The sequence below is a fragment of the Psychrobacter sp. ASPA161_6 genome, assembly GCF_051970285.1.
Taxonomy (GTDB): Bacteria; Pseudomonadota; Gammaproteobacteria; order Pseudomonadales; family Moraxellaceae; genus Psychrobacter; species Psychrobacter glaciei.
Genome location: NZ_JBEFNJ010000012.1, coordinates 1 through 1,949 on the forward strand (window position 1 = coordinate 1; position 1,949 = coordinate 1,949).

Below are 1,949 nucleotides of genomic sequence, written 5' to 3' on the forward strand. Positions count from 1 at the left end.
TACGTTTCTTCAATAACTCAGCTTTGTATTGGGGATTGCGTAAATTAACCCTCATGTTATTAATGAGGGTATCAACTGACTTATTAGCCAAATCTTGAAACACCGAGGGGCTGACTGTGGGGTAATCATTTTGGTAAGAACTTACGATGGGCGATTTTTGAGTGATTTTATGATTAGTCATGGTATAATATATCCGTTGTAAGTGATTTCTGGTTACTTATACAAGCCCTTGTAGGATTGCAGTCCTAAGCAGGGGCTTTTTATTGCCTATTTTTCGTCTTTTTCCAAGCTATCAGCAGTCATATGCAAACTCTTAGCCATAAATGCTTGTAACGCATCTTGGGTGCTCTTACCCCTTTTAATGCTTTCAAACGCATTTACTATTTCTTGCATTACTGGTTGCATCTCTTCCAACAATTCAGCAGCAGTCTTTTGAATTGTCATTTCCTTATGCTTAGCCAACGCCTTAAGAGTTGCGTGCGTTTCTTCATTTAAATATATATTCTGAACTTTGTTTCTTGGACGCTCTATGTCAGCCATATTAACACCTTATTTCTCAGTTGGGTAATTATTTTATTATTCATTGTTCTAGAGTATCGAAAAGCTGTTTTAATGCCTTAACGCTTGCCCTTGGCGAAAAGATACCAAGTGCGCTACAGGCTACAAGTAATGTCCTATGACATACGATAGCAAAAGACTGTTAACTGTAGGGCAGAGGATTCAGAGATATTGCATAACTAATTTTTTCGCATTGTAGACTTGAGCTTTTCCAAGTCGTAAGTGCGCATTTACTTATATGCTTATACTATTCTATTGTGTGTCGTGCTCATGCTTGCGCGCGCCAAACAATAGAATAGCCTAAGCCTCTAATGTACTACTAACCAAAAAATTGCCTAAATCTGCCTGCTGCCTTGCGAATTCATCAGGTAAGTGCAACCGTGTCGGTATATCTTCTGGGTCAGAACTTTTAATCATATTCAATATTTCTTCTGGACTCATAAAGGTACTGTAATAACTAAAATACTTACCAGCTTGGTTCTTTATCCAGTCAAAACTATGCTGCAATGTTATCTCAGACGTTTTTTGGATAATCTCAGTTTTTTCTATACGCTCATAATCGAACAGGTCAGCAAATACAGGATAAGCACCCATGAAATAGGCGCTAGGGTCTTTTAATACATCAAACGGTATCACCCTATCACTAGACTTGAATTCAACCTCAGCGCGAACCCATTTTGAATACTTACCGTCTTTATCACCTAACTGTTTACCCTTTTCATAAAACCTAGTGAACTTGCCACTGGTGCGTTTACCCAAGCTCAAAGTTAAGCCGTTATTATTTGGATCGCCGTGTTTCCAGTTGCCTAAATTCCCTACATCATGCGGAGCACCACCACAACTAAACAAATCATTTGTTTCTAAGTCATCAAGCATATGAACATCTAAATATTCGCCGTGCAGGTCATCATGGGCTAAATCTATGCGCGTTATTTTGGGCTTTTTGGCTACCTTATCTAAGAAATGGTGCATATGGTACTCCCAAGTAGCAGGAGCAAGCGAGCAACCCGTGCCGTTAAGCATAATCAGGACGCTGTCACGTTGACCACCAATACAAATTTTTCCGTAATTTTCACCGAAATTAAACGAATATTTGTAGAAGTTAGCACCGTTTTGATTTTGGGATACAGTCGAATACTTCTTACCAAATATACGAGCTAGAATAGGAGCTAAATCAGCGACAGCTGCCTGACACAGAGCATGATACTGTTCATCATCTTCATTGGTACGGCGGTATTTTTCATTAATGGTTGCTATATCAAAGGTAATATTTAACCAGTCAATCATTGCGACTTGACCATTAACAGGACGTTTAATAGTTTGCATTTTTGGAATTTTACCATCAAGGACAATGGTTTCAGTAGAGGTGAGAGCATAGGACTGAATACGGT

At 38.9% G+C, this 1,949-nt stretch carries 3 protein-coding genes; all 3 read right to left on the reverse strand.

Translation table 11 applies throughout. From position 1 onward, the window contains the following. A partial coding sequence (locus ACTQ9T_RS14535) for a hypothetical protein (protein WP_440465487.1) occupies window positions 1-181 on the reverse strand: 181 nt, incomplete at its 3' end. An 86-nt stretch (window positions 182-267) separates the two neighbouring features. After that, window positions 268-540, reverse strand: coding sequence for a hypothetical protein (locus tag ACTQ9T_RS14540; RefSeq protein ID WP_440465488.1), 273 nt, complete (start codon window positions 538-540; stop codon window positions 268-270). 318 nt (window positions 541-858) lie between these two features. Beyond that, the coding region (locus ACTQ9T_RS14545) for a replication initiation factor domain-containing protein (RefSeq protein WP_440465489.1) at window positions 859-1,949 on the reverse strand (1,091 nt) is incomplete at its 5' end.

What these genes read in the sequence shown, in the direction of transcription:
- ACTQ9T_RS14540 (WP_440465488.1), bottom strand. Translation starts at nt 540, where the DNA reads ATGGCTGACATAGAGCGTCCAAGAAACAAAGTTCAGAATATATATTTA.